This window comes from Falsibacillus pallidus (assembly GCF_050990905.1).
Taxonomy (GTDB): Bacteria; Bacillota; Bacilli; order Bacillales; family DSM-25281; genus Falsibacillus; species Falsibacillus pallidus_A.
The window spans coordinates 2,524,351-2,551,197 of sequence record NZ_CP158866.1 but is presented as its reverse complement, the minus strand read 5'-3'; the positions used below and the strand labels follow the sequence as shown (position 1 = coordinate 2,551,197).

Below are 26,847 nucleotides of genomic sequence, written 5' to 3'. Positions count from 1 at the left end.
GATGCCAGTAATTTCTTATATTGATGCCGTTACAATGGCGATCCGTGAAGAAATGGAACGCGATGAAAAAGTATTCGTATTAGGTGAAGACGTAGGTAAAAAGGGAGGCGTTTTTAAAGCGACTCATGGTCTTTATGATCAATTTGGCGAAGAGCGTGTCATTGATACACCGCTTGCTGAATCTGCTATTGCAGGTGTAGGAATCGGAGCAGCCATGTATGGAATGCGTCCGATTGCTGAAATGCAGTTCGCTGACTTCATCATGCCTGCTGTAAACCAAATCATTTCAGAAGCGGCTCGCATCAGATACCGCTCAAATAATGATTGGAGCTGTCCAATGGTCATCCGCGCCCCTTATGGCGGCGGGGTCCACGGAGCACTTTACCATTCTCAATCAGTAGAAGCGGTTTTTGCTAACCAGCCAGGACTGAAAATCGTCATGCCTTCTACACCATATGATGTAAAAGGTTTGCTTAAAGCAGCCATCCGTGATGAAGATCCAGTATTATTCTTCGAGCATAAGCGTGCATATCGCTTAATTAAAGGAGAAGTCCCTGAGGATGACTATGTGCTTCCTATCGGTAAAGCAGATGTGAAAAGAGAAGGCGAAGACATTACAGTCATCACTTATGGCCTAAGCGTGCATTTCGCACTTCAAGCGGCAGAAAGACTTGCTGAAGATGGCATTGAAGCTCATATCCTTGACCTTCGTACAATCTATCCATTAGATAAAGAAGCAATCATTGAAGCTGCTTCTAAAACGGGTAAAGTCCTATTGGTCACAGAGGATAACAAGGAAGGCAGTATAATCAGTGAGGTTTCTGCCATCATTTCTGAAAACTGTCTATTTGATCTGGATGCTCCTATCATGCGACTTGCTGGACCGGATGTACCTGCAATGCCATATGCACCTACTATGGAAAAGTACTTCATGATCAACCCTGATAAAGTTGAAAAAGCGATGCGTGAATTAGCAGAGTATTAATCGATAACAACTTAAGATTCAAAGGAGGTTTTCTTCAGTGGCAGTAGAAAAAATGAAAATGCCTCAGTTAGGGGAAAGTGTAACTGAAGGTACAATTAGCAAATGGCTTGTAGCACCTGGTGATACAGTCAATAAATATGATCCCATTGCAGAAGTTCAAACGGATAAAGTAAATGCAGAAGTCCCATCTTCCTTTTCAGGTGTGATTAAAGAACTGATCGGACAAGAAGGGGATACCCTGGAAGTAGGGGAATTCATCTGTTCCATTGAAACAGAAGGCGGCAGTGCTGAAGAAACTTCAGAAGAAAAGCCTGCAGAAAAAATGGAAAAAACAGAGCCAGCGAATAATAGTAAGCCTTCAGCTGCTCCTGTTAAGAGAGACCCTGGCAGCAAAGCGCGGTATTCTCCCGCTGTCCTTAAGCTTTCACAAGAACATGATATTGATTTGAATCAAGTTGAAGGAACAGGTAAAGAAGGAAGAATCACTCGTAAAGATCTAATGAAGCTGATTGATTCCGGTAATATTCCAAAAGCTGGCGAAGCTCCATCTAAGCCGGCAGCCGCTCCGGAAAAAGCACCTGTTCAAGAAGCTCCAGCAGCACCAAAAGCACCAGCAGCGCCAGCCCCATCTGTACCTGTGGCAGCAGGGGATATCGAAATTCCGGTTACAGGCGTCCGCAAAGCGATTGCGGCCAACATGCTCAGAAGCAAGCATGAAGCACCGCACGCATGGACTATGATGGAAGTGGATGCGACGAATCTGGTTGCATACAGAAATGAAATCAAAGGCGAATTCAAGCAGCGTGAAGGCTTCAATCTTACTTTCTTTGCTTTCTTCGTAAAAGCAGTTGCCCAAGCATTGAAAGAATTCCCGCAGATCAATTCTATGTGGGCTGGTGAAAAAATCATCCAGAAGAAAGATATCAATATCTCGATTGCAGTTGCAACGGATGATGCGTTGTTTGTACCAGTGATTAAAAATGCTGATGAAAAGACAATCAAAGGCATTGCAAGAGAAATCACTGAACTTGCCACTAAAGTCCGTACAGGCAAATTAAAATCAGATGATATGCAAGGAGGAACATTCACAGTCAATAACACTGGATCCTTCGGTTCTGTTCAATCCATGGGTATCATCAATTACCCTCAGGCGGCAATCCTGCAGGTAGAGTCCATCGTTAAACGCCCTGTCGTGATGGATAACGGAATGATTGCAGTCAGAGACATGGTCAACCTGTGTATGTCCCTTGACCACCGTGTTCTTGATGGTTTAATCTGCGGCAGATTCCTGCAGCGCGTAAAAGAAATCATCGAAAACACATCCAAACAAAGCACATCCATCTATTAATAAAACAAAAGGCTGATCCTTTACACTTAGGGTCAGCCTTTTGTTTATTTTATGGCTAAATATTTAAGTATTATTTCTTTGCAATCTTTGCGAAGTTAATTGGAGTGAAGGATGGCGACTCCTGCGGGAATAGCGGGAAAGTCGAGACCCTGGACTGAGCGAAGCGAGGGAAGCGGCTCGGCCCCGCCCGCGGAAAGCGTCCATCCGCAGCGGAAAATGAATGTTTATTGTTAAATCACTCGTTTTTTTATATACTAAAATAGTAAAAAATAATAAAGATTTAGAATTTTTTTAAATAATAATGTAAACGATTTCAACTCATGGAAGGGGGAAAGGATTTGAGCATCGAACAAATGAAAACTCAATCCTTCAAGCTCAGAGAACTAAGTGAATGGGAATCACTTGTAGAAAAAACACTTAAAGGAAAATCCGTCAAAGATCTCTATACAAAAACATATGAAAATATAGAAATTAAACCATTATATACAAAAAAAGACAGAGAAAATTCACTCATGCTGCCATCAGCAAAGAAGAACAACGATTGGTTCATTGCACAAGAGATGACCGCCAGCTCCCTGAAAGAATTAGAAGAGAAAATCAGCCATGCATTGTCAAGGGGCCAGGACTGTATAGCATTTTCATTGAAAGGGATCAAAACATCAGCAGATGAGATGGAACAATTCCTGCAGGCAGTGTTTGGGAAGAATAAAACCCTGTATATTAACGATTATGAAACAGTGAAAAGAGTTCATCATTTCTTTACCGGAAAACCAGACTTTAATGGGGTTTTAGCATTTGATCTTTTTACACATGGACTGCAAAATGGAAAATTGATCAAAAAGCAAGCCGAATCTTTTAAAGAGTGGCTCAATCAAATCACCTCATTGAAAAATTCAGGTTCTAAATTAAGAACGATTGAAATCAATACAAGCATTTATCAAAATGCAGGGGCTGCAGCTGTGCAGGAAATTGCCTATGCTTTATCAGAAGCAGTGGAATACCTTGAGATATTAAAAGAGAATGGCTGGGGGATCCATGAAGCCGTGGAGCGTATGGTCTTTCATTTTTCCATAGGCAGCCAATTCTTTATGGAGATAGCAAAATTAAGGGCATTTAAGCATCTATGGAAGGCTGTTTTAAGAGAATATGGGGTCATGGAAGAAATGGAGGCAGTTATCAGTGCAGAAGATTCCCTCATGACAAAGTCGGCCTTAGATCCATATGTCAATATGCTGAGGACAGGCAGTGAAGGATTTGCTGCGATAGTAGGGGGCGTGGATTATCTTCATCTCTCTTCCTTCAATGAAACTTACGAAGAAAGAAATGGCTTTTCTGAAAGATCAGCACGCAACATGCAGCTGATTTTGAAAGAAGAAGCCCATCTTGCCAAGGTGCATGATCCGAGTGCGGGCTCCTATTTCATCGAGAACCTGACTTCCGAAATGGGACGGAAAGCTTGGGACTTATTCATTGAATTGGATGAAATGGGAGGTATTATAAAGGCCCTTCAAACGGGAACCATTCAAAAGGACATTCGTGAAATCGCGGATAAACGTGAAAGGGATGCAGCTGTACGAAAGAATGCCATGATTGGGACGAATATATATGCCAACTTGTCTGATTCCAGCTTTGAGGATTGCCGCTATTCAGAAGAAGGCGCAATCGATTTGAATGACTATGCAGAAGTCGAACGGATTCTTCCATTCAGGCTATCAGAAGCGTTTGAGAAATTAAGGAGTAAAGCAAAGAAAGCTGAATTAAATGGTAGGAAGCCTTTAGCCGGCTTGATCTGCCTCCAGACATTGAAGGCGTATAAAGCCCGTGCCGACTTTGCGTCAGGATTCCTGGCAGCAGGCGGCATTGATGTCAGCCTCAGTGGTCCATGCTTTGCTGCTGAGGATGTCAAAGCTTTCATTACACAGCATCCACTCCATTACTATGTCATCTGCGGCACAGAAGCAGCCTATGGAGAAATGGCGCAGGAAACGTTAAAAATACTGAAGGAACATGCACCAAATGCAGTTGTAGATATTGCAGGCAAGCCTTCAGGTGATGATGAATCATTATTTAAAAGCAATGGATTGAACGGCTGCCTTTACTTAAAGCAGAACCTGGTCGAAAAGCTGCAATCACTATTATTGATTTGGGAAGGAGCTGAAGAAGCATGAGTAGACCTTCTTTTAAACAAATAAACCCATTTTCAACGTATGAGACACAACAACAATTACATGAAAATGATGTTATTCAGTATGGAACCAATGAAAATATCTCGATCAAATCACGGTATGCGGAAACGGATATCAGCAGTGCTGAGCATCTGGAGGATTTACCGGGGCTTGCTCCATTCACTAGAGGCCCCTATCCGACGATGTATGTGAACCGCCCTTGGACAGTAAGGCAATATGCAGGTTTTTCAACTGCAGAAGAAAGCAATGCCTTCTACAGAAGAAACCTTGCCATGGGCCAAAAGGGTTTGTCGGTTGCGTTTGACTTGGCGACGCATAGAGGGTATGACTCCGATCATCCCCGGGTGGAAGGAGATGTAGGGAAAGCAGGCGTTGCCATCGATTCCATCCTGGATATGAAGATTTTATTCGATGGGATCCCGCTTGATCAAATGTCTGTATCAATGACAATGAATGGTGCTGTACTTCCGATCATGGCATTTTATATTGTCACGGCGGAAGAACAGGGAGTCGAAAAGGAAAAGCTCGCTGGAACGATTCAAAATGATATTTTAAAAGAATATATGGTAAGGAATACGTATATCTATCCTCCTGAAATGTCGATGAAAATCATAGCCGACATCTTTGAATATACGTCCAAACATATGCCGAAATTCAACAGTATAAGCATATCGGGCTATCATATGCAGGAGGCAGGCGCAACTGCCGACATCGAATTGGCCTATACATTGGCAGATGGATTGGAATATGTAAGGACAGGCTTGTCTGCAGGAATAAATATTGATTCTTTCGCTCCACGGCTTTCATTCTTCTGGGCAATCGGAATGAATTATTTTATGGAAGTCGCCAAGCTCAGGGCTGCCCGAAGGATTTGGGCTAAAATGATCCAGGAATTTTCTCCGGAGAATGCCAAATCATTGGCTCTTCGCACCCATTCACAGACATCGGGCTGGAGTTTGACGGAACAGGACCCATTCAATAATGTGACCCGTACATTGATTGAAGCCCACGCTGCTGCCATGGGGCATACTCAATCGCTTCATACGAATGCCCTTGATGAAGCAATCGCTCTTCCTACAGACTTTTCGGCACGCATCGCACGAAATACACAATTATATCTTCAGGAAGAAACGGGAATCACGAATGTAATCGATCCATGGGGCGGTTCCTATTACGTAGAAGCCCTTTCCCATGAATTAATGGAAAAAGCATGGGCGCATATCGAAGAGATTGAACAGCTCGGCGGAATGACAAAAGCGATTGAAACCGGACTTCCAAAGATGAGGATTGAAGAGGCGGCTGCTAAGAGGCAGGCAATGATCGATTCAGGCAAAGAATCCATCATAGGCGTCAATAAATTCCGACTGGATAAAGAAGACCCTATTGAAACGCTGGATATTGATAATACTGCCGTACGCCAAAAACAAGTCCAGCGATTGCAGTTATTGAAAGCTGAAAGAGATGAAAAAACAGTCGCCGAAACACTTGCTGCTCTGAGTGAAGCGGCCAAAAACGGCGAAGGGAATCTATTGGAACTTGCGGTTGAAGCGGCAAGAGCCAGAGCGACGCTTGGGGAGATTTCAGATGCTGTTGAAAAGGCATGTGGGCGCCATAAAGCGGTCATTCGCTCAATCAGCGGTGTATACAGCAATTCTTTCACGAATGAAGAAGAAATTGGATCTGTCCGACAATTGACAGAAGAGTTCCTGGAAAACGAGGGAAGAAGACCAAGAATCATGATTGCCAAAATGGGGCAGGACGGACATGATCGCGGAGCAAAAGTCATTGCTACCGCTTTCGCTGATTTAGGATTCGATGTAGATATTGGTCCATTGTTCCAAACCCCTGCAGAAACGGCCATGCAGGCAGTCGAAAATGATGTGCACGTCATTGGGGTCAGTTCACTTGCAGCCGGACATAAAACATTGCTTCCACAATTGGTAGGAGAGCTGAAAAAACTCGGTCGAGACGATATCCTTGTTGTGATTGGGGGAGTCATCCCTCCACAAGATTATGCTTATTTATATGAGCAGGGAGCAGCCGCCATATTTGGACCAGGAACAGTCATCCCTCCTGCTGCCCAAAAAGTGATTGAAGAAATTTATCGGAGATTGGGCTATGAGGAAGTGATGGAATAAATGGAAGAAAGCCAAAAGCGTCCTCGCTTCAAAAAAAAGACCGGTGTACAGCCGGATGTGAATGCGCTGGTGAATGGTGTACTGGCAAAAGAAAGGACATCCCTGGCCAAAGCGATAACGTTGATTGAAAGCAATTCTCCCAATCATCATTCCTTTAGCCAGGCAATGCTAAAACAGCTGCTTCCACATACAGGGAACTCAGTCCGCATCGGGATCACTGGAGTTCCGGGTGCAGGCAAAAGCACCTTCATAGAATCGTTTGGTACTATGCTCTGTGAAATGGGCCATAGGGTAGCGGTGCTCGCAGTAGATCCGAGTTCCACAATGACCGGAGGGAGCATCCTCGGCGACAAAACCAGGATGGAAAAACTTGTGAAGCACCCAAATGCATTTGTCCGCCCATCTCCTTCTGGCGGTACCCTCGGCGGTGTGCATCGTAAAACAAGGGAATCGATTGCTGCATGTGAAGCTGCAGGCTACGATGTCATCTTAGTGGAAACCGTCGGTGTGGGTCAGAGCGAAGTAATTGTTAGAGGTATGGTCGATTTCTTTATGCTGCTTGTATTGACGGGTGCAGGCGATGAATTACAAGGTATGAAAAAAGGGATCATGGAGCTTGCAGATGCCATTATAGTGAATAAGGCAGACGGAGGGAATATAAAGCTCGCTCAAAAAACCAAGTCAGAATATAATCAAATCCTGCACTTCCTGCAGCCTGCGACAAAGGGATGGACCACTCGGGCTTATACATGTTCGGCACTTCAATATACCGGGATCGAAGAAATATGGGACATCATCGTTTCATTCATGGAAAGCACAAAGAAATCAGGCGTTTTCATCGGAAGGCGTCAGTCCCAGGCTAAGGAATGGCTTTATTCTTCCATCCACGACCGCCTTTCTCAAGCATTCTTTCAGGATGAAAGGATAAAGAAAACTTTGCCTTCCATACTTAAACAAGTAACGAATGAAGAAAGAACTGTATCAAGCGCGCTCGAATACCTTTTTGATGAATATAAAAGACCATAAAAAAAGGGATAGCGGCATTCCGCTATCCGAGACATCTAGGGAGTTTTAGGGGTATGGATCTAGATGTACTATTATTCTACCCCTCAAATTCCTTTATAAACCCAATTACTATAAAAATTAGTCGAAATCGAATATAATGATAGTAATGATGAAGATCGTTCTTTTTTAGGGGCGGTCGATCAAGAAGGAGAGAATAAAATGAGCATGGATTTTAACCTATTTATGAATGATGTCGTAAGACAGGCCCGCCAAGAAATCGAAGCAGCCGGCTATGAACAATTGAAGACTGCTGAAGAAGTTGAAGCAGCCTTTGCCAATAAAGGAACTACATTGGTCATGATCAACTCTGTCTGCGGATGTGCCGGGGGAATTGCAAGACCAGCTGCCGCCCACGCCATCCATTATGATAATCGCCCAGACCACTTAGTGACCGTCTTTGCAGGCCAGGATAAAGAAGCTACTGCAAAAGCAAGAAGCTATTTCACTGATTACCCGCCATCCTCTCCATCTTTTGCTATCTTAAAGGATGGGAAATTATGTACGATGGTAGAACGACATGAGATTGAAGGACATGATCCTATGTCTGTCGTCAATAAGCTTCAATCATACTTTGATCAATATTGTGAAGAAATGTAATACATTCTTCTGATTGAATGAACCGGCCGGGAATTCCTTGGCCGGTTTTTTTCAAGAGATAAGAAAGTGCTTTCAGGGCGCTTCCGCTTTTCTAATTTCACATTTTCCATTCGAAAGCTTTATACCTCATTGCTTTCTACCGGATATTTTCAGAATTTTAGAACTTTATATTCTTGCTAATAAATATTTATTAAATATATTGCATAAATATTTATTCGTGTTAAAATGCAAATAGGTTAATGATTATACTTAATTTTGAATTTATATACAGAAAACTGGAGGAGAAAATTATGAAAAAAATAGCATCTGCAATTATTGCTAGTTTACTAGTCGTTTCAGCGTTGGCTGCATGCGGGAAAGAAGAATCTGCAGCAGACAAGAAAACATTGGTAATGGCGACATCAGCCGACTACCCGCCATTTGAATATGTCGATACAGCAAATAGTGATGAAATCGTAGGTTTTGACGTTGATCTTGCTAAGGCATTGGGCAAAAAGCTCGGGTACAAAATTAAAGTGGAAGATAAAGATTTCAGCGGTTTGATCACAGCTTTGAAAACAAAACAGGCTGACCTTGTACTGGCTGGTATGACACCTACTCCTAAACGTAAGAAAAATGTTGACTTCAGCGATGTCTATTACAAAGCAAACGATATGATCGTGACGAAGAAGGAAAGCAATATCAAGAGTGTAGAAGATCTAAAAGGCGGAAAAATAGGTGTTCAATTGGGATCAATCCAAGAAGACGCTGCAAAGGAACTGCAAAAAAATACAGCCTTTGATATCGAAACAAGAAACCGCATCCCTGAACTTGTCCAGGATGTACAGAATGGAAGATTCCAGGCAGCAATCATTGAAGATACGGTAGCACAGGGATTCCTTAAGAAGCATGCTGAGCTGCAAGGTTTTAATATCAAAACGAGTGATGATGAAGCCGGGTCTGCCATCGCTTTTCCTAAAAACAGCGACTTGACTCCGACATTCAATAAGGCTTTAAAAGAAATGAAAGACAGCGGCGAACTGGACAAATTAATCATCAAATGGTTCGGAGCAGATGCAAAATAATAAAATTCAAGAGACGTTCAGGCATCAGTTTGAACGTCTCCTCTATTTGAAGACAGCCTGCATGAACTTTCGCAGGAGAAAGGATGGTGTACAATGGGACTGGATTTTCAACAGTTAATCCCTTCGGTACCATTTATATTAAAAGGAATTGGCGTCACATTAAAGATTGTCCTGCTTGCAGGGGTCATAGGATTTTTATTCGGCATCCTTTTGGCATTATTTAAAATCAGCAAACTGAAAGTGCTGGGCATCATAGCGGATGTGTATACTTCAATATTCAGGGGTACGCCGCTCGTACTTCAATTGATGATCATCTTCTATGGTTCACCCCAGATTTTCGGAACTCAAATCGATCCATATACCGCAGCAGTCTCTGCATTTGCCATGAATTCTGCTGCCTATATTTCCGAAATCATCCGTGCGGGAATTCAGGCGGTCGACAAAGGTCAGCAGGAAGCGGCAGCTGCACTAGGAATATCTTATAAACAAATGATGAAAGATATCATTCTTCCTCAGGCATTGAAAAATATCCTGCCTGCTCTAATGAATGAATTCATCACACTTACGAAGGAATCCGCCATTGTGACCGTCATAGGCGTAACAGATGTCATGAGAAGATCTTATATGGTAGGAAGCGATTTATATTCTTTCTTTGAACCGCTATTATTCGCAGGACTTGTCTATTATCTGCTTGTCATTATCCTAACGGTGTTAGGCAAGGCAGTCGAAAGGAGAATGAGGGTCAGTGATTAATGTCAACGGATTATCCAAAATGTTTGGAAAAAATGAAGTATTGAAGGATATAAGCGTTACGATTGATCCAGGGGAGGTTGTTGCTGTCATCGGACCATCCGGATCTGGAAAGTCCACTTTCCTCCGCTGCTTGAATCTGCTTGAAAGTCCAACTGCAGGTGACATTTTGATCGACAATCATTCCATCACCGGAAAAAAAGTGGATATTCAAGCATTCAGAAAAGAAATAGGCATGGTGTTTCAGCATTTTTACCTTTTCCCTCATATGACAGTCCTGGAGAACATTACGTATGCCCCGATCAAAGTGAAGGGATTGACTAAAGGGGAGGCGGAAGAGCTCGGGAAGGAGCTGCTTTCCAAAGTAGGACTTGTAGAAAAAGCCGATGAATATCCAAACAGATTGTCAGGAGGCCAGAAGCAGCGTGTGGCTATCGCAAGGGCCCTCGCTATGAATCCTAAAATCATGCTATTTGATGAACCGACCTCTGCCCTCGATCCTGAGATGGTAAAAGAAGTGCTTGATGTAATGAAATCACTTGCTCATACAGGAATGACCATGATCATTGTGACGCATGAAATGGGATTTGCAAAAGAAGTGGCAGACCGTGTATTATTTTTGGACGAAGGCCAGCTACTCGAGGATGAAGACCCGCAAGTATTCTTCTCAAGTCCATCCTCCAAACGTGCTCAAGATTTCTTGCAAAAAGTATTGTAAACATATTATCCTTAGAAAAGATGATCAGCTGATCATCTTTTCTTTTTTGAGAATTTGAATTGTACATAAAGCGAGGAGCAGGTTTATGTTTCGTATTGGCTATAGGACCATTAAAACAGCAATCGGAACTGTGCTGGCCATCATGCTTGCCCAGTGGTTCGATCTGCATAATTTCGTTTCAGCCGGAATCATCACAGTTCTGTGCATCCAAGTAACAAAAAGGCAATCTATCAAGGCGGCATGGACCAGATTTTTGGCCTGTGTACTTGCCATGATTTTTTCATCTGTGTTTTTTGAAGCTATAGGCTATTATCCGTTTGTGATCGGATTGCTTCTTCTCGTATTCATCCCTACCACTGTCATGGTGAAGGCAAAGGAAGGAATCGTCACAAGCATTGTTATCATCCTTCATATTTATTCCGCCGGCCAGGTGACAACCCACTCGATTTTCAATGAGTTTTGCATCATCCTTATCGGCATCGGGATTGCCCTGGTTATGAATTTATACATGCCGAGTATGGAAAACAGGCTGCTTTCTCTTCTTGAAAAAATAGAAGAGAACTTTCATTCAATATTTACAGAAATCATCTTTTATTTGCGCACGCATAATAGCGATTGGGATGGCAAAGAAATTACGGAAACTGCCCGGATGCTTGAAGAAGCAAAAGGACTGGCGGTCAGGGATCTTCAAAACCATGTTTTGCGAAGCGAAGATTCCTACTACCATTACTTTAAAATGAGGGAGAAGCAATTTGAGATCATTGAGCGTGTGCTGCCTATTATTACTTCTCTTGAAATGAATGTAGAGCAGTCCAAAATCGTTGCGGATTTCCTTGAAGAAGTAAGCAGCAATATCCACCCTGGGAACACGGCATTTTTATATTTAAAAAAATTATATGATATGAAACTTCACTTCGAAGGGATGGAGCTGCCTAAGACGAGAAGCGAATTTGAAGTGCGAGCGGCGCTTTTTCAATTTGTGAGGGAAATGGAGCAGTACTTGCTGATTAAAAGTTCATTTAAAGGGATAAAAGGGAAAAAGATGAATCAGAAGACTGGACAAAATGCACACTAAGGAAAAAAGTGTGGTGAGTATTTTTGAAAATCCTTTTAGTCTGCATATTGCTTATCGGCTCTCCCATTTGGCCCATTGGGCGGAACCCCATTCAAGGGGACCCTTTTATCATCGTTAATAAGCGGACAAATGAACTCGTCTTTTATAATGAAGGCCGTCTGCAGCTAAAAACAAAAATAGCTACAGGCAAAACGAATGATCTCACCCCGGAAGGCCTTTTCACGGTGACGGTTAAAGCAAAAGATCCTTATTATCGGCGGAAAAACATCCCGGGCGGCGACCCAAGGAACCCCCTTGGCACACGATGGATCGGATTTGATGCATTGGGGACGGATGGAAGGATGTATGGACTGCACGGCACAAACCAGCCGTCGTCTATTGGCAAGTATATTTCAAATGGCTGCGTGCGCCTGCCGAAAGCAGCTGTAGAAGCATTATATGATATGGTCCCTATTGGAACAAAAGTAAATATCGTCAATTCTTCCAAAAGCTTTGATCAAATTGCGAAGGAAAATGGAGCCATCCACTAATAAAACCCGGATCCTTTACGGAACCGGGTTTTGCTTTCTTTTGTCCAGCTCCACCGGCTAGAGGCTGGGAGGTTTCCTTCAGCACACTTACGATAAGTCAACATCGGTTCACTTCGTTCACCGTGTTTCCTTTATCTCGTGGTGCTTTAGTCCAACCTCGGCGCCTCTGTACAAGCCGGTTCCGCTTTTCTATTTGTCCAGCTCCAGCGCCTAGCCCCTCGATTCATAAGCCGTACCTCTACGGAAATCAGGATTTCCTTCGAGTTCCGTCTTATGCTGGTCGGGGCTGATCTAGGCGCTTCCGCTTTTCTATAGGACCATTGCTAGTCCAAAAATAATTGTTGATGCAATCATCGCGAGCAGCATTAAATAAACGATCACTTTTTGAAATGTTTTATTTCTCATCTTTTTCTCTCCTTTAAAGAAGGCTGTTGCTTATTATTTTAGCTAGTGAAGAAAGATCTGACAAGCAGTGAATGATATTGAAGTTTGAAAACGCTTCCGAAAATTGTCGAAGAAAGCAGGAATGTTGAAAACGTTTAGCGAATATAGTTAATGTTTTGTCTATTTAACTCAGCAAGGAGGAAAACAGATGATCAAAAAAGTAGACCATATCGGAATTGCTGTTCGTTCCATTGAAGATTCATTGGGTTTTTACACGGAAATCTTAGGACTGCAATGCCTCAAAATCGAAGAGGTTCCCTCCGAGTCAGTCAAAGTGGCATTCATTGACTGCGGAAATACAAAACTCGAATTGCTTGAACCTACAAGTGAAAATAGTGCAGTGTGGAAATTCATAGACAAAAAGGGAGAAGGAATCCATCATGTGGCCCTTGGAGTTGAATCCATAAAAGAGCGTATGGAAGAATTGAAAGAAAAGGGAATACGTCTGATTCAAGATGAGCCGAAGATCGGAGCCGGCGGGGCGGAAGTCGCGTTTTTGCATCCGAAATCAGGAATGGGCGTCCTTTACGAACTTTGCGAGAAAAAGCATGCGGGAGGAGAAGGGAAATGACAGATATCTACGAAAAAATCAACGAATTATATGACATGCGCCGGAAAGTAGAACTTGGCGGTGGAGATGAAAAAATAGAGAAACAGCATGAAAAAGGAAAATTGACTGCCCGTGAACGGATCGACCTTTTGGTGGATGAAGGCTCTTTCGTTGAATTGAATCCATTTATTCAACATCGCTGCAATGATTTTGGACTTGATCAAATGGAAGGACCGGGCGACGGAGTAGTGACCGGCTACGGTAAAGTGAACGGCAGGCCGATTTATCTGTTTTCACAGGACTTCACGGTTTTTGGCGGTGCATTGGGAGAAATGCATGCGAAAAAAATTGCAAATGTCATGGATCTTGCCGCTAAAAATGGAGCCCCATTCATCGGGTTGAATGATTCAGGCGGGGCACGCATCCAGGAAGGCGTTGTTTCATTGGATGGATATGGCCACATTTTTTATCGAAACGCCATTTATTCCGGAGTCATCCCACAGATTTCCGTCATCATGGGTCCATGCGCAGGTGGAGCAGTTTATTCGCCGGCCATCACCGATTTCGTATTTATGGTGGATGACACCAGCCAAATGTTCATAACAGGACCGAAAGTCATTGAGACAGTAACAGGAGAGAAGATTTCATCAGAAGATCTCGGTGGATCGAAGGTGCATAACACAATCAGCGGCAATGCCCATTTCCGGGCAAAGACGGAGATGGAGGTGCTTGAGCAAGTCCGCACACTGATTGGCTACCTTCCTCAAAATAATGAAGAAAAACCGGATGCGGCTTCTTATGAAGAAGAGGATCATTATCGTCCGGAGTTGACCGACATCATCCCTTTTGATGCCGTCCGCCCTTATGATGTAAGAAAAGTGATTGAACAGGTTGTGGACACAGACTCCTTCTTTGAGGTGCAGGCAGAATTCGCGAAAAATATTGTCGTAGGTTTTGCAAGGATCAAAGGAGAAGTAGTTGGCCTTGTCTGCAATCAGCCTAAGTTTATGGCGGGAGGACTTGATATCGATTCTTCCGATAAGGCATCCCGATTCATCCGTTTCTGCGATTCTTTCAATATCCCATTGATCACATTTGAAGATGTCACAGGCTTCTTCCCTGGGATCAAACAGGAACATGGGGGCATCATCAGGCATGGAGCAAAAATTCTTTATGCGTATTCAGAAGCGACGGTTCCTAAAATCACTGTGATTCTCCGTAAGGCATTTGGAGGCGCTTATGTTGCATTGAACAGCAAATCTATCGGAGCGGATCTCGTATATGCTTGGCCGAATGCAGAAGTTGCCGTAATGGGGCCGCAGGGAGCTGCCAATATTATTTTTGCCCGGGAAATACAAAATAGCGAAAATCCGGAAGAATTGCGTAATCAAAAGATTGAAGAGTACCGTGAGAAATTTGCCAATCCTTATGTTGCTGCATCCAGGGGAATGGTGGATGATGTCATCGACCCAAGGGAAACAAGAATAAAATTGATTCAGGCACTTGAAATTATGAGAAATAAAAAAGAAGAGCGTCCAAAGAAGAAGCACGGCAACATCCCTTTGTAGGAACTTATCGTTTTTGCATCGGCAGCTAAATATTAGAGTGAGTTTATTTGTCCTCACCAACAATTCACGATATACTAAATTTGTGAATACATATTTGGAGGTCCTTGATTATGATTAACGAAGAACGTTTATTGAATGAGTTCCTTGAGTTGGTTCAAATCGACTCAGAAACCAAAAATGAAAGCGAAATCGCAAAAGTCTTGAAAAAGAAATTTGAGGATCTTGGCGTAGAAGTTTTTGAAGACGATACAATGGAACAGACTGGCCATGGTGCGGGGAATCTTATTTGCACCTTAAAAGGTACGAAAGAAGGAGTGGATACCATCTACTTCACTTCCCACATGGATACAGTAGTTCCCGGCAAGGGCATCAAGCCTTCTGTAAAAGATGGCTACGTGGTGACTGACGGAACTACAATCCTTGGTGCAGATGATAAAGCTGGCCTTGCGAGCATGTTTGAAGCAATCCGTGCCTTGAAAGAACAAAATGTAGAGCACGGTACCATTCAATTCATCATCACAGTTGGAGAAGAGTCCGGTCTAGTTGGAGCGAAAGCATTGGATTCTTCCCTTGTGAAGGCTAAGTTTGGCTTTGCACTTGACAGTGACGGACCTGTTGGAAATATCATTGTTGCTGCTCCGACTCAAGCTAAAGTAAAAGCGACCATCTTCGGAAAGACTGCACACGCAGGTGTGGCACCGGAAAAAGGCGTTTCTGCCATTACGCTTGCAGCAAAAGCTATTTCGAAAATGCCACTTGGACGCATTGATGAAGAGACGACTGCAAATATCGGCCGATTCGAAGGCGGACAGGCAACAAATATCGTATGCGACCGCGTGGATATCCTTGCGGAAGCACGCTCTCTCGTCCCTGAAAAAATGGAAGCGCAAGTAGCAAAAATGAAGGAAGCTTTCGAAAAGACTGCTGAAGAGTTCGGCGGAAAAGCGGAAGTGGATGTTCAGATCATGTACCCTGGCTTCAAATTTGGAGAAGGCGACCATGTAGTGGAAGTAGCGAAAAAAGCTGCTGCCAAAATCGGACGTGAAAGCAAACTATTGACAAGCGGCGGCGGAAGCGATGCAAACGTCATTGCAGGATTCGGCGTTCCGACGGTCAACCTTGCTGTCGGATACGAAGAAATCCATACAACGAATGAGCGCATGCCTGTGGCTGAATTGACAAAATTGGCTGAAATGGTAGTAGCCGTAGTCAAGGAAGTAGCAGAAGCGTAAAATTTTAATTCAACATACGAAAGGGGCTTCCTATTGGAGGCCCTTTTTTCATGAACTTATTTTCAAAGCAACTTTATCTCCATAAATAAGATAAATATGATAAATTATACATAACAGGAAAATGACACATAAAGGGGATGCAGAGGATTTGAGCGAAAAAGCAGTTGTATTTAAGATTAATGAAGAAGATTACGGGATTCCGATATCCTTTGTGATTTCCATCGAGAAAATTCCAGAAACGAATCCCATCCCGCAGCTTCCTTCTTTTGTAAAGGGCATTGTGAAAGTCCGCGATGAACTGCTGCCGGCCATCGATTTAGAAGAGCTGCTCTATGGAAGCCAGCTGAATCATAATGAAATTTCACGAATGATTGTCCTGAAGACGGACAAACTTTCAATCGGTCTTTTCGTAAGGGAAGCAAAAGAAATCATCGATATTCCTGCTGAATTGTTAAAGAAAGTAGCTTTGATGGGCTATAGAAAAACAAAATTCTTCTCAGGTGTTGCCAACCTGGAAAAGGGCCTCATTACCATGATCGATCCAGATCTGTTGGTCGAATCCCTTGAAAACATAGATGCCATACAGGAATATGTAGAAAATTACGAAATGGTCTAATTCTCTCCGCCGGATATTTTAATATCCGGTTTTTCTTGTTTCTAATCAAGAAGGAAGGCTATTTTTTTGGGGAGGGCTTTTGATTATTGATATAATAGAAGGAACAATACGTTTTGGGAAGTGAAGTTCTGTGAAGAGCTTTTATCCGAAGAATGGACGAGTCATTCTTCATGTAGATATGAATAGTTTTTACGCTTCTGTCGAGATGGCCTATAATCCCGCACTCAAAGGGAAGCCGCTTGCAATTGCGGGGAATCCCGAGGAAAGGCGGGGCATCATTGTGACATGCAGCTATGAAGCCCGCAAGTTCGGGGTGAAAACCACCATGCCTCTTTGGGAGGCAAGGAAAAAATGTCCGGATATGATTGTCATGCGCCCTAATTTTGACCGCTACCGGGCGGCATCCAGAGGTATTTTTGATATTCTCCGAACCTATTCAGAATTGGTAGAGCCTGTATCAATCGATGAAGGATATGTTGATATAACAGACAGTTTCGAACTCGGATCCCCATTGCAAATCGCTGCCAGCATCCAACGGAGCATCAAAGAACAGCTCGATCTTCCGTGCAGCATAGGTATCGCCCCTAATAAATTTCTTGCAAAAATGGCTTCAGATATGAAAAAGCCGATGGGCATCACTGTGTTGAGGAAAAGGGACATCCCCAATATCCTTTGGCCATTGCCTGTGCAGGAGATGCATGGAATCGGAGCCAAAACAGCAGAGAAACTAAAAGGGATCAATATTTTGACCATCAGGGATTTGGCTTCGGGAAATGAGACACAGCTGAAAAAAGTTCTCGGAATTAATGGAATACGGCTGAGGGAACGGGCGAATGGCATCGATTCAAGAGAAGTAGATCCGGAATCTGTCTACGATTTTAAAAGCATAGGCAATTCAACTACCCTTCCGAGGGATATTTCCAATCAGCAGGAGCTCCTTGCTGTATTAAAAGAGCTGTCTCAAAAAGTATCTGAACGTATGAGAAAGAAAAATGCCCTCACAGTCAATATTTCTGTGATGATACGGTATAAAGACCGAAAAACGATTACAAGAAGCCGAAAGCTGAATAACCCCATTATCAAGCAAAAAGATATTTTCAATGCGGCCAGTTCGCTGTTTATCGAACATTGGAACGGGAATGGTGTCCGGCTCTTGGGTGTAACGGCACAGGATTTGGTGGAAGAGGAGGATGCGCTCTTGCAGCTTGATTTATTCTCCTATGAAAAAGAGGCCAAGAAGGAGCCATTGTATCAAGCACTGGAAAATCTCAATAGCAAGTTTGGGAAAAATGCAGTGACGAAAGGCGTTAAAGTAGACACCTTGAAAAAAGATCAGCACACAGATACAAGTTTTAACAAAGACTTTCTTTATGAACGAAAAAAGGAATGAATTGAAAGGCATCCTGGAGAAACTTCTGAAGGATCCCTTTTATTTGTAGCAGTAAGGGAATACTGATATAGTAAAAGACAATTGAAAATCAATGGATAGAAGGGACGTAATAGCATGGCAAAACAACAAATTGGTGTGATCGGGCTTGCAGTGATGGGGAAAAACCTTGCCTGGAACATCGAAAGCAGAGGCTATTCAGTTTCTGTCTATAATCGTTCAAGTGAAAAAACAGAAGAAATGCTCAAAGAATCAAAAGGCAAAAATATTCATCCAGCCTATTCCATAGAAGAATTTGTCCAATCATTGGAGGTGCCGAGGAAGATCTTATTGATGGTGAAAGCTGGTCCAGCTACAGATGCTACAATTGAACAGCTTCTGCCATTCCTCGAGGAAGGCGATATCCTGATCGATGGGGGCAATACGTTTTTCGAAGATACACAACGACGCAATAAAGAACTAAGCGAGCGCGGGATTCATTTCATCGGCACCGGAGTTTCCGGAGGGGAAGAAGGGGCATTGACCGGTCCATCCATCATGCCTGGGGGACAGAAAGAAGCTTATGACCTCGTAGAACCTATTTTAAAAAGCATTGCTGCCAAAGTGGAAGGAGAAGCTTGCACGACCTATATCGGTCCTGATGGTGCAGGTCATTATGTCAAAATGGTCCATAATGGCATCGAATATGGCGATATGCAGCTGATTGCAGAATCCTATTTCCTTTTGAAAAATGTCCTGGGCCTATCTGCAGAAGAGCTTCATGAGGTCTTTGCCGAATGGAATAAAGGAGAGCTCGACAGCTATCTCATTGAAATCACGGCTGATATTTTCACCAAAAAAGATGAAGAGACAGGGAAGCCGATGGTCGATGTGATCCTCGACAAAGCAGGGCAAAAGGGAACGGGCAAGTGGACAAGCCAAAGTGCACTTGACCTTGGTGTACCTCTCCCGATCATTACGGAATCTGTTTTTGCACGCTTCATTTCTGCCATGAAAGAGGAGCGGACTAAAGCAAGTAAACTCCTTAAAGGGCCAGAATCCAAGCCTTTTGAAGGGAATCGTTCAGATTTGATTGAATCTGTCAGGAAGGCGCTTTACATGAGTAAGATCTGTTCTTATGCACAAGGCTTTGCTCAAATGAAATCAGCTTCTGAGGAGTTTGGATGGGACCTTCGCTATGGCGACATCGCAATGATTTTCAGGGGCGGCTGCATCATTCGTGCGCAGTTCCTTCAAAAGATCAAGGAAGCATATGACCGGGAGCCGAATCTCGATAATCTGATGCTTGATCCTTACTTCAAGGGGATTGTTGAAAATTACCAGTCCTCGCTCCGCGAAGTGATTTCTGCAGCTGTTATGAATGGAATTCCTGTTCCAGGTTTCTCCAGTGCCCTTTCTTACTATGACAGCTACCGAACAGAGACATTGCCGGCAAACCTCATCCAGGCGCAGCGTGACTACTTCGGTGCCCACACATATGAACGGGTGGATAAAGAGGGGATTTTCCATACGGAATGGATGAAAAAATAATAGGAAATGAAAAAGAAGACCTTTTCCGAGGTCTTCTTTTCATTTGAATTCATTTACTCTCCAAGGTCCACATTGTGGTAGACTTGCTGTACATCTTCAAGATCTTCAATAGCATCGATCATTTTTTCAAATTGTGCTTTAGCATCTTCAGGAAGGACGACATCATTTTGTGCGAGCATCGTTAATTCTGCTACAGAGAATTCTGTGATTCCTGCTGCTTTAAATGCTTCCTGCACAGCATGGTATTGGTCAGGTTCTGCATAGACAATGACCGTGTCATCTTCTTCGATTATATCTCTTGCATCCACATCTGCTTCCATTAATATTTCCATCACTTCTTCTTCGGATTTTCCTTCGATTCCGAATACTGCAGTAGCATCAAACATATAGGCTACAGAACCGCTGACTCCCATATTCCCGCCGTTTTTCCCAAAGGCAGCACGGACTTCAGATGCTGTTCGGTTGACGTTATTAGTCAACGCATCGACAATGACCATGGAACCACTAGGGCCAAAGCCTTCATAGCGAAGCTCGTCATAGTTTTCTTCTGCTCCGCCTTTTGCCTTTTCTATCGCACGGTCGATGATTGCTCTTGGGACATTGTATGTTTTAGCTCTTTCTAAAACCATTTTTAATGCCTGATTGGACTCAGGATCTGGTTCTCCCTGTTTCGCTGCCACATAGATTTCACGGCCGAATTTGGCATAAATCCGACTGGTATTGGCATCTTTGGCTGCTTTTTTTTCTTTGATATTATTCCATTTACGACCCATAAAAAATTCACTCTCTTTCAGCTTTTGAATCTATGAATAATAGATGTTTGGAATTTGGCTGCAATACGTGCAGTCATCCACTAGATAATATTATAACGCAAATTCAGAGGTACTTGCTAATTTTTCATATTACATAAAAAAACGGCCCCTAAAAAGAGCCGAACACCCACCTTATCTATTATTTCTTTCTGAATAGCTTTTGAAAGAGGGATTGTTTTTTCTCTTTTGCAGCAGTTTGTTCCTTTGGTTCCTGTTTGAGATAAATTTCATCTTTGTCGATGGCGTAATCATATGCGAGAATTAGCCCTATATCTGTTGAAGACTGCTTATTCTCCACTATCGAGAAGGATATGCGATGCTTATTCGCAAGCTTAATATACGGGGACAGATAAGAGTAGTCCATTTCACCATTTAGAAGCACTTTTGCTTTTTTATTGCTTCTCATGATTTCATCCAGATCGTCATAGATGCTCTTATCCATTACTTGGCTTTTCGTAATCGCAACGACAATCCTTTCGCGAAGGGTCCCTAAAAACTTTCTGCGCTCATCCGGTTTTGTCTGTATTTCCCCGTAGAGCCCTTTCTGGATATAATCATCCACTGAAGTCCTTTCCATTGGCCATTGGCCTCCTCTTTGCTGAATATGGTCCGTAAACCCTCGTCAATGGTCCATTATATGAATGAATCACAGGAATGGGAATGGTGAAAAAGAAAGCCAGCCTTACTTATAAAATAGGCTGGCTTTCTGTGGAAATTCAGGCAATGATTTGGTCGAGCAGAAGGATCCTGGCCGGTGAAGCATCCGTTCCTTGGATTTTCAATGGTGCTGCAATCATGAAATAAGTTCCTTCTTCTACATCTTGAAGCTGAAGGCCTTCGATGATGATAACGTGGTTATTCATAAGCACTCTGTGGGTTGGATGCCCTTCCTGCGCGCGTTCGATTCCAAGTGCATCGATTCCAACACCTGCAACCCCGATATGTGCCAAGTGCTGTGCGGCATCTTCAGCTAAATAAATGAATTCAAAGTTGAACTCTTTATCAAATGAATTTTTTGTTTTGAAAAGGAGGAAATCTCCTTTTTGGATGTCATAAGACTCAATATCATTTTTTGTGATCTTTCCATCGAGCTTCGTCAAATCCATTACTTTACATGGACGCACCAGTTGTTCTATATCAATGGTCTCGATTGTTTCGCCGTCATTGATCATGTGAAGGGGAGCGTCCACATGTGTCCCGGTATGTACGTCAAGGCTGATTCTTGATTCTGTTACATGGCCGTTAGTATCCGTTTTAATATCAGGCTGTTTCTCCGGCTTATTTTTATAGACAGGCATCCCTTTAAAGATTGGGGCGGTTACATCATAAATTTTCATTGTATATCCTCCTTTTTTATAAAACGACGTCATGCAGTTGTGCACTGCATGACGTCCAGAAAATGTAGTTTTTTTGTCCAGCTCCAGCGCCTAGCCCCTCGAGTCATAAGCCGCACCTCTACGGAAATCAGGATTTCCTTCGAGTTCCGTCTTATGCTGGTCGGGGCTGACCAAGGCGCTTGCGCTTTTCTAAAAATCAGCAATTATCTACTTCAAGATTTGCTACAGGCCACCAGAAGAAACCGTCTTTTGCCAACATTTCATCTGCTTCTCTTGGTCCCATTGTGCCGGATTCGTAGTTCGGGAAGTTTGTTTCTTTCGTGCTTTCCCAAATATCCGAGATTTTATCTACAAAGCTCCATGAAAGGGCAACTTCATCCCAGTGAGTGAAGTTTGTGGCATCGCCGCGGATGCAGTCGAAAAGAAGCTTTTCATATGCCTCTGGTGTATTCATGCCATCGACGCTTTTGTTGGAGAAATTCAGCTTAACCGTTTTAGCCTCTGTATTCTGACCGGATTTTTTCGCATTTAAGTGAAGGGTGATCCCTTCTTCAGGCTGAATATGGATGACTAAAAGGTTCGGCGCCAGCGGCTCATCTTTTCTGTAGTACAAATTCATCGGGATGTCCTTGAATTGCACGACGATTTTAGTTGATTTGGTGGTCATACGCTTTCCAGTGCGGATATAAAATGGCACGCCTGCCCACCTGAAGTTATCAATCATCAATTTTCCGGCTACATATGTTTCTGTATTGGACTGTTCATCTACGTTATGTTCCTCACGGTAGCCTGGCAGTTCTTTTCCTTCAACTTGACCTGAACCATACTGTCCCCTGACGAAATAGTCCTTGATTTCTTCGCCTTCAATGGGGCGGAGAGCACGCAGGGCCTTTACCTTTTCACTTCTGATTTCTTCCGTCGTTAATCGGATTGGAGGCTCCATGGCGAGAAGGGCGACCATTTGCAGCATATGGTTTTGGACCATATCTCTAAGCGCTCCGCTTTTTTCATAGTAGCCGCCGCGCTCTTCAACTCCCAGCGTTTCACTTGAAGTGACTTGAATGTTGGAAATATATCGATTGTTCCACAGTGGTTCAAACAGTGCATTGGAGAAGCGGATAACTTCGATGTTCTGCACCATTTCTTTCCCTAAATAGTGGTCGATCCGATAAATTTCGCTTTCTGAAAAGGCTGTGCGGATACGGTCATTCAATTCCTGCGCTGATGGAAGGTCGTGGCCAAAAGGCTTTTCAATGACCAGGCGTTTAAATCCTTCTGTTTCCGTCAAACCATCAGATTTTAAGTGTTCAGCAATGGTGCCGAAAAATTCAGGTGCCATGGCCAAGTAGAAGATCCTGTTTCCACCGATGGAATATTTCTCATCCAAGTCAGCTGCCAGCTTGCGCAGTTCCTGATAGGAATCAGAGTCTGATACGTCATTGGCTTGATAGTAAAAATGAGAAATGAAATCATCGATGTCTGTTGATTCACCGATCGATGTCAACACGGAATCTTTGACCCGCTCTTTGAATTCTTCGTGTGAAAGAGGACGTCGGGCGACTCCGACCACTGCAAAATGATCCGTTAATTTTCCTTTGCGATATAAATGATAAAGGGAAGGGAAAAGCTTGCGCTTCGCTAAATCTCCCGTAGCCCCGAATATCATAATTAAAGAAGATGGCATTTCTTTTGTTTGTTCCACGTTCATTACCTCACTTTTTTGTAATGATTTATGTAGTATTCCCTAGATTTCCAGTTTAAAAAAACCTCTGTACAAGTATTTAATTTTATCTGTTTACCTGCTATTTCGCAACAATTCAGCTTTAGAAAGAAAATTTATTTTATGAAATATATTAGTAAAAATATTTCATAAATATATTGTGAGGAAACAATGCTTTGTGTATGATGAAATGGAAAGGGGAGGATAATTTGTTATCACTTATGAATGTCGTCAAAACATATAAGAGCGGAGAAATTGAGGTAGCCGCATTGAAGAATGTTTCATTTGATTTGCCTGAAAAAAGCATCTCTGTCATTTTGGGCCCCTCAGGTTCCGGTAAATCCACATTATTAAATGTCATCGGCGGGATTGACCGTCCTGATCATGGAAAGATCAAGGTGATGGATCGGGAAGTATCTTCTTACAAAGAAAAGGCACTGACTGAATATCGAAGGGAATTGATTGGATTTATTTTTCAATCCTACAATCTTATCTCTACTTTAACGGTTGGAGAAAACGTTGAAGTCGGATCGGAAATCAGCCGCAATCCACTTAATGTGGACGAGGTGCTTGATCGGGTGGGAATGCTCGATAAAAAGCATAAGTTCCCTCATCAATTAAGCGGCGGGGAGCAGCAGAGAACGGCTATTGCGAGAGCACTTGTAAAGAATCCCAAAGTGCTTTTATGCGATGAACCGACCGGCGCGCTTGACGAGGAAACCGGAAAGAAAATCCTGGAACTGCTGCAGGAAATCAATAAAATGTATGGAACGACTGTTTTAATCATCACACACAATCAAGGATTTGCAGAAATGGCAGATTGGGTTGTGAAGATGAAGAGCGGAGAATTGGATACAATCATCCATAATGAAGCCCCAGTGCCGGCAGAGCAGGTGAAGTGGGGATGAGTAATCGGTATAAAGCCATAATCAGGGAAATGAGGCAGAAGAAATGGCAGTATGGCGGAACGTCCTTGCTGATTTTTTTGGCAGTCCTTCTCTATATAATGCTAAGTGCATCCATATCCGCAGTAGAGAACAGCAACATTAAATTCAAGAATGATTACAATCAGGAGGATTTCCATTTTTATACCTCGAGCCCCATTAGTGGAAAGGAAATAGATTCCCTTCAAAAAGAGCATGGGGTACGGCTAGAGAAAAGACTTTCAGCAGATGCCTTATATAAGGGAAGTAAAAGTATCCGCTTTTTCAATGTACCGAAATCAGTCAATATCCCTTTCCTTTCAAAAGGGAAGCTTCCCTCCAAACCTGATGAACTTGCTCTCTCCGCAATCTTTGCCAAACAGAATCATATTAAATCAGGAGATGAACTGACCGTCGGAGGGAAGCAGTGGAAGGTGACTGGATTATTTTATCTGCCGGATTATATTTATTCCCTTAAAAACGAAAGCGATCTCGTTAATGATTCCAACAATTTTGGATTGGCTTTGGCGACGGAAAAAGGAATCTCAGGACTTGGGGCAGGTTCTCCTTATTATATTGGGGAATGGGACAAAGGACATCATTCGCTGAAGGATCTTAAAGAAGGTATTTCAACTATTTCTCCTATCATTAAATGGGTGAATGCGAAGGAAAACTCACGCATTTCCTATATTGATTCTGAAATAAAAGGAACGAAATCATTCACTACCACTTTGCCGATTTTTATTTCAATCATCGCCATGATGATGGTTGTCATTTTGATCAGAAGGCGCTTGGATACACAAAGAAAGCAAATCGGGACGCAGCTTGCGCTGGGGTACCGCCCGGATGAATTGATAAGGGCGTATTTGATTTATCCTGTCGTTGTCAGCTTGTCTGGGTCTATATTTGGGATTGCTGCAGGTGCTGTCCTATCCATTCCCTTGACCGACTATTATACGACTTTCTTCAATCTGCCGGTTCTTTCCCGGTGGGGAATCAACCCTTTACAATGGATCGGGGCAATCGCCATTCCGCTTGTGCTATTGATGGGTTCCGGCTTTTGGGTGATTCGAAAGCAAGTGCGCCAATCACCGATTCATTTATTGAAACCTGCCCCAGAAAAGAAAAAGATCAAAAAAAACAGAAAGCCCGTCTTGATGATGAAAAGCTTCAAAAACCGTTTCCGCATCAGGATGCTTTCTAAAAACATCGGCCGGATCCTCTATTTGACCATCGGGATATGCTTTGCGACCATTCTTCTGATGTATGGATTCATCAGTATGAATTCCATCGATGTCCTAATTAATAAAACCTATAAAGAATCCATGAATTATCAATATGGAGTTTATTATCAGGAGCTGAAAGAGAATGACGGTCAGGTCGACGGAGATGTCTTTTCCATTGCAGAGGCTGAAGTCAAGACAGCGGGTGAAGCCCCGAAGAAAATCCAATTATATGGTGTGGATGATGGAATGAAGTCCATTTCCCTCCGTGATGAGAACGGCCGCTCTTTGAATCCATCTACTGATGATGGGATTGTTCTTAATAAAGTTCTTGCCTATACCCTTCATGTGAAAAAAGGGGATTCCATCACGGTGAAGCTGCTTTCAAACAGCAAGGAAAAAACATTGACGGTCAAAGGGGTGGCAGAAATGTATACAGGGACTGCCGCTTATCTCGACCGCAAGGAATTGAATGGACTTGCACAGTATCCAAAGAATGCTTATCTCGGAAAATGGACCAATGAAAAGCCAGGAGCCGATTCATCCATTCTAATGGTGGAAAATAAACAGGACATGATGAATACGATGGAATCCTTGATGGGCCCGATGCGATATTCTATCTTCATCATGGCAGGACTCGCGTTTATGATCGGTTTGATCATCATTACGCTCATCACCAATTTGATCGTGGACGAAAATATGGGATCCATATCTCTGTTAAAAGTCATTGGATATGAGGATTCAACGATATCAAAGCTCCTGCTCAACATATACACACCTGTAGTGCTTATTGCTTACCTAATAGGGGTGCCTGCTGCTATGTTCAGCATCGATGGACTGATGAAATCCATGGCAAGCCAGACAAATTATGTCCTGCCGGTTTCTGTCAATCCTATTATGTTCATTTTGGGCTTTGTTCTAATATTCGCAAGCTATTATACATCCATTCTGTTCTCCAGACGGAAGCTGCGGAAGGTATCCTTGCAGGAAGTATTGAAGAGGCAGGAAGCATGATGAATGTGTTAAAATGGCTTCATGAAAGTCCTGCA

At 43.0% G+C, this 26,847-nt stretch carries 24 protein-coding genes; 19 read left to right on the top strand and 5 right to left on the bottom strand.

The genetic code is table 11. The features are described from left to right. Position 1: 1 nt before the first annotated feature. From ABTV07_RS13485 to ABTV07_RS13435, 11 genes are all read left to right on the top strand, one after another. Positions 2-985, top strand: coding sequence for an alpha-ketoacid dehydrogenase subunit beta (locus ABTV07_RS13485; protein WP_114746198.1), 984 nt, complete (start codon positions 2-4; stop codon positions 983-985). Between the two features lie 37 nt (positions 986-1,022). Beyond that, positions 1,023-2,333: a dihydrolipoamide acetyltransferase family protein gene (locus ABTV07_RS13480; protein ID WP_433743042.1), complete on the top strand. Its 1,311-nt coding sequence runs from the start codon at positions 1,023-1,025 to the stop codon at positions 2,331-2,333. Positions 2,334-2,671: 338 nt separating this feature from the next. Next, positions 2,672-4,501, top strand: a complete 1,830-nt coding sequence (locus ABTV07_RS13475) for a methylmalonyl-CoA mutase family protein (protein WP_433743041.1) — start codon at positions 2,672-2,674, stop codon at positions 4,499-4,501. Continuing rightward, complete coding sequence (scpA, locus tag ABTV07_RS13470; RefSeq protein WP_433743040.1) at positions 4,498-6,657, top strand: methylmalonyl-CoA mutase; 2,160 nt, start codon at positions 4,498-4,500, stop codon at positions 6,655-6,657. The genes ABTV07_RS13475 and scpA overlap by 4 nt, the downstream gene beginning before the upstream one ends. Then, positions 6,658-7,683 (top strand): methylmalonyl Co-A mutase-associated GTPase MeaB, encoded by a 1,026-nt coding sequence (meaB, locus tag ABTV07_RS13465; protein WP_433743038.1) that lies wholly within the window; start codon positions 6,658-6,660, stop codon positions 7,681-7,683. It abuts the gene before it with no gap. A 198-nt stretch (positions 7,684-7,881) separates the two neighbouring features. Continuing rightward, entirely contained in the window at positions 7,882-8,319 is a 438-nt protein-coding gene (locus ABTV07_RS13460; RefSeq protein ID WP_433743036.1) for a BrxA/BrxB family bacilliredoxin, read from the top strand. A gap of 290 nt (positions 8,320-8,609) precedes the next feature. Next, positions 8,610-9,383, top strand: a complete 774-nt coding sequence (locus tag ABTV07_RS13455) for a transporter substrate-binding domain-containing protein (RefSeq protein ID WP_433743034.1) — start codon at positions 8,610-8,612, stop codon at positions 9,381-9,383. Between the two features lie 93 nt (positions 9,384-9,476). Next, complete coding sequence (locus ABTV07_RS13450; RefSeq protein ID WP_433743033.1) at positions 9,477-10,136, top strand: amino acid ABC transporter permease; 660 nt, start codon at positions 9,477-9,479, stop codon at positions 10,134-10,136. Continuing rightward, on the top strand, positions 10,129-10,851 hold the full coding sequence (locus tag ABTV07_RS13445) for an amino acid ABC transporter ATP-binding protein (RefSeq protein WP_433743031.1): 723 nt from the start codon (positions 10,129-10,131) through the stop codon (positions 10,849-10,851). The genes ABTV07_RS13450 and ABTV07_RS13445 overlap by 8 nt, the downstream gene beginning before the upstream one ends. Positions 10,852-10,936: 85 nt before the next feature. Further along, on the top strand, positions 10,937-11,926 hold the full coding sequence (locus tag ABTV07_RS13440) for an aromatic acid exporter family protein (protein ID WP_433743030.1): 990 nt from the start codon (positions 10,937-10,939) through the stop codon (positions 11,924-11,926). Positions 11,927-11,949: 23 nt separating this feature from the next. Then, positions 11,950-12,456 (top strand): L,D-transpeptidase, encoded by a 507-nt coding sequence (locus tag ABTV07_RS13435; protein WP_433743028.1) that lies wholly within the window; start codon positions 11,950-11,952, stop codon positions 12,454-12,456. A 309-nt stretch (positions 12,457-12,765) separates the two neighbouring features. Here the strand turns inward: ABTV07_RS13435 and prli42 are convergent, their stop codons facing one another. Next, a complete protein-coding gene (prli42, locus tag ABTV07_RS13430; protein ID WP_158538390.1) occupies positions 12,766-12,861 on the bottom strand; it encodes a stressosome-associated protein Prli42 in 96 nt (31 codons plus the stop codon). Between the two features lie 187 nt (positions 12,862-13,048). Here prli42 and mce point away from each other — a divergent pair, with 187 nt between their 5' ends. From mce to gndA, 6 genes are all read left to right on the top strand, one after another. After that, complete coding sequence (gene mce / locus ABTV07_RS13425; RefSeq protein WP_433743026.1) at positions 13,049-13,471, top strand: methylmalonyl-CoA epimerase; 423 nt, start codon at positions 13,049-13,051, stop codon at positions 13,469-13,471. Beyond that, positions 13,468-15,018, top strand: a complete 1,551-nt coding sequence (locus ABTV07_RS13420) for an acyl-CoA carboxylase subunit beta (RefSeq protein ID WP_433743024.1) — start codon at positions 13,468-13,470, stop codon at positions 15,016-15,018. Before mce ends, ABTV07_RS13420 begins: the two co-directional genes overlap by 4 nt. Before the next feature lie 110 nt (positions 15,019-15,128). Next, complete coding sequence (locus ABTV07_RS13415) at positions 15,129-16,250, top strand: tripeptidase T (RefSeq protein WP_433743022.1); 1,122 nt, start codon at positions 15,129-15,131, stop codon at positions 16,248-16,250. Positions 16,251-16,398: 148 nt separating this feature from the next. Further along, positions 16,399-16,866: a chemotaxis protein CheW gene (locus ABTV07_RS13410; RefSeq protein ID WP_433743020.1), complete on the top strand. Its 468-nt coding sequence runs from the start codon at positions 16,399-16,401 to the stop codon at positions 16,864-16,866. Between the two features lie 130 nt (positions 16,867-16,996). Further along, on the top strand, positions 16,997-18,256 hold the full coding sequence (locus ABTV07_RS13405; protein WP_433743019.1) for a DNA polymerase IV: 1,260 nt from the start codon (positions 16,997-16,999) through the stop codon (positions 18,254-18,256). A 114-nt stretch (positions 18,257-18,370) separates the two neighbouring features. Continuing rightward, on the top strand, positions 18,371-19,783 hold the full coding sequence (gene gndA / locus ABTV07_RS13400) for an NADP-dependent phosphogluconate dehydrogenase (protein ID WP_433743017.1): 1,413 nt from the start codon (positions 18,371-18,373) through the stop codon (positions 19,781-19,783). Between the two features lie 53 nt (positions 19,784-19,836). On the opposite strand, the gene ABTV07_RS13395 is transcribed toward gndA, so the two are convergent. The 4 genes from ABTV07_RS13395 to zwf form a co-directional block, all read right to left on the bottom strand. Beyond that, positions 19,837-20,556 carry a YebC/PmpR family DNA-binding transcriptional regulator gene (locus tag ABTV07_RS13395; RefSeq protein WP_433743015.1) on the bottom strand — a complete coding sequence of 240 codons (720 nt, stop codon included), beginning with the start codon at positions 20,554-20,556 and terminating at the stop codon, positions 19,837-19,839. 178 nt (positions 20,557-20,734) lie between these two features. Next, positions 20,735-21,172 carry a YueI family protein gene (locus ABTV07_RS13390; RefSeq protein ID WP_433743013.1) on the bottom strand — a complete coding sequence of 146 codons (438 nt, stop codon included), beginning with the start codon at positions 21,170-21,172 and terminating at the stop codon, positions 20,735-20,737. 139 nt (positions 21,173-21,311) lie between these two features. Then, the gene (locus ABTV07_RS13385) at positions 21,312-21,932 is read right to left on the bottom strand and encodes a cyclase family protein (RefSeq protein WP_433743011.1); all 621 of its coding nucleotides are present in this window, start codon (positions 21,930-21,932) and stop codon (positions 21,312-21,314) included. A 196-nt stretch (positions 21,933-22,128) separates the two neighbouring features. After that, positions 22,129-23,598: a glucose-6-phosphate dehydrogenase gene (zwf, locus tag ABTV07_RS13380; protein WP_433751234.1), complete on the bottom strand. Its 1,470-nt coding sequence runs from the start codon at positions 23,596-23,598 to the stop codon at positions 22,129-22,131. Between the two features lie 263 nt (positions 23,599-23,861). On the opposite strand from zwf, the gene ABTV07_RS13375 reads away from it, so the two are divergent. Together ABTV07_RS13375 and ABTV07_RS13370 are read left to right on the top strand one after the other, a co-directional pair. After that, positions 23,862-24,560: an ABC transporter ATP-binding protein gene (locus ABTV07_RS13375; protein ID WP_433743009.1), complete on the top strand. Its 699-nt coding sequence runs from the start codon at positions 23,862-23,864 to the stop codon at positions 24,558-24,560. Further along, positions 24,557-26,812, top strand: coding sequence for an ABC transporter permease (locus tag ABTV07_RS13370; protein WP_433743007.1), 2,256 nt, complete (start codon positions 24,557-24,559; stop codon positions 26,810-26,812). Before ABTV07_RS13375 ends, ABTV07_RS13370 begins: the two co-directional genes overlap by 4 nt. Positions 26,813-26,847: the final 35 nt, after the last annotated feature.

Excerpts from the sequence above, each read along its gene's own strand:
- ABTV07_RS13485 (WP_114746198.1), top strand. The coding sequence starts at position 2 with ATGCCAGTAATTTCTTATATTGATGCCGTTACAATGGCGATCCGTGAA.
- scpA (WP_433743040.1), top strand. The coding sequence starts at position 4,498 with ATGAGTAGACCTTCTTTTAAACAAATAAACCCATTTTCAACGTATGAG.
- meaB (WP_433743038.1), top strand. The coding sequence starts at position 6,658 with ATGGAAGAAAGCCAAAAGCGTCCTCGCTTCAAAAAAAAGACCGGTGTA.
- ABTV07_RS13460 (WP_433743036.1), top strand. The coding sequence starts at position 7,882 with ATGAGCATGGATTTTAACCTATTTATGAATGATGTCGTAAGACAGGCC.
- ABTV07_RS13455 (WP_433743034.1), top strand. The coding sequence starts at position 8,610 with ATGAAAAAAATAGCATCTGCAATTATTGCTAGTTTACTAGTCGTTTCA.
- ABTV07_RS13450 (WP_433743033.1), top strand. The coding sequence starts at position 9,477 with ATGGGACTGGATTTTCAACAGTTAATCCCTTCGGTACCATTTATATTA.
- ABTV07_RS13440 (WP_433743030.1), top strand. The coding sequence starts at position 10,937 with ATGTTTCGTATTGGCTATAGGACCATTAAAACAGCAATCGGAACTGTG.
- prli42 (WP_158538390.1), bottom strand. The coding sequence starts at position 12,861 with ATGAGAAATAAAACATTTCAAAAAGTGATCGTTTATTTAATGCTGCTC.
- mce (WP_433743026.1), top strand. The coding sequence starts at position 13,049 with ATGATCAAAAAAGTAGACCATATCGGAATTGCTGTTCGTTCCATTGAA.
- ABTV07_RS13420 (WP_433743024.1), top strand. The coding sequence starts at position 13,468 with ATGACAGATATCTACGAAAAAATCAACGAATTATATGACATGCGCCGG.
- ABTV07_RS13415 (WP_433743022.1), top strand. The coding sequence starts at position 15,129 with ATGATTAACGAAGAACGTTTATTGAATGAGTTCCTTGAGTTGGTTCAA.
- gndA (WP_433743017.1), top strand. The coding sequence starts at position 18,371 with ATGGCAAAACAACAAATTGGTGTGATCGGGCTTGCAGTGATGGGGAAA.
- ABTV07_RS13395 (WP_433743015.1), bottom strand. The coding sequence starts at position 20,556 with ATGGGTCGTAAATGGAATAATATCAAAGAAAAAAAAGCAGCCAAAGAT.
- ABTV07_RS13390 (WP_433743013.1), bottom strand. The coding sequence starts at position 21,172 with ATGGAAAGGACTTCAGTGGATGATTATATCCAGAAAGGGCTCTACGGG.
- ABTV07_RS13385 (WP_433743011.1), bottom strand. The coding sequence starts at position 21,932 with ATGAAAATTTATGATGTAACCGCCCCAATCTTTAAAGGGATGCCTGTC.
- zwf (WP_433751234.1), bottom strand. The coding sequence starts at position 23,598 with ATGATATTCGGGGCTACGGGAGATTTAGCGAAGCGCAAGCTTTTCCCT.
- ABTV07_RS13370 (WP_433743007.1), top strand. The coding sequence starts at position 24,557 with ATGAGTAATCGGTATAAAGCCATAATCAGGGAAATGAGGCAGAAGAAA.